At 60.8% G+C, this 475-nt stretch carries 2 protein-coding genes; both read left to right on the forward strand.

The annotated features are described in order from the left end of the window. Window positions 1-229, forward strand: a 229-nt coding sequence (locus EOE48_RS28690; RefSeq protein WP_210249618.1) for a hypothetical protein, incomplete at its 5' end; no start/stop codon positions are given. A 14-nt stretch (window positions 230-243) separates the two neighbouring features. Continuing rightward, on the forward strand, window positions 244-475 hold a 232-nt coding region (locus EOE48_RS28695; protein ID WP_425463695.1), incomplete at its 3' end, for an HNH endonuclease family protein.

A 475-nucleotide genomic window follows, 5' to 3' on the forward strand; every position in this document is an offset into this window, starting at 1 on the left:
TTACCACTTGGCAATACAGCACAACCAGAGCGGCGTTTCGCTTGAGGACTATGGCGACGTCGGTGCCGGTTTCATCGAGCGGCTGCTGCGCATGGGCGCTCAGGTCAGGGATATGCTCGACTCAGCCACGTTCGACCGCATGGCCGGCGACGACCCGGGCCGACCGCTGGTATGGCTCAGCGAGCTGGCCAGCGACGGGGAAAGCATTACAATGCGCCCCCCAATCTGAAATATGTTTTTCCCATGAAATCACTGCTTTACGCCGTAACCTTAGTGTTTTCCTTCACCCTCCCTGCCTTGGCCAACCCGCCAGCGACGTTCACCGAGGCCAAGGTGGTGGCCAAGCAGAAGGTGTACCTGGACCAGGCCAGTAGTGCCATGGGTGACCTGTACTGCGGCTGCAAGTGGACCTGGGTGGGCAAGTCGGGTGGGCGCATCGATGCGGCTTCGTGCGGCTACCAGACGCGCAAGCAAC

This window comes from Methylobacterium oryzihabitans, from assembly GCF_004004555.2.
GTDB lineage: Bacteria > Pseudomonadota > Alphaproteobacteria > Rhizobiales > Beijerinckiaceae > Methylobacterium > Methylobacterium oryzihabitans.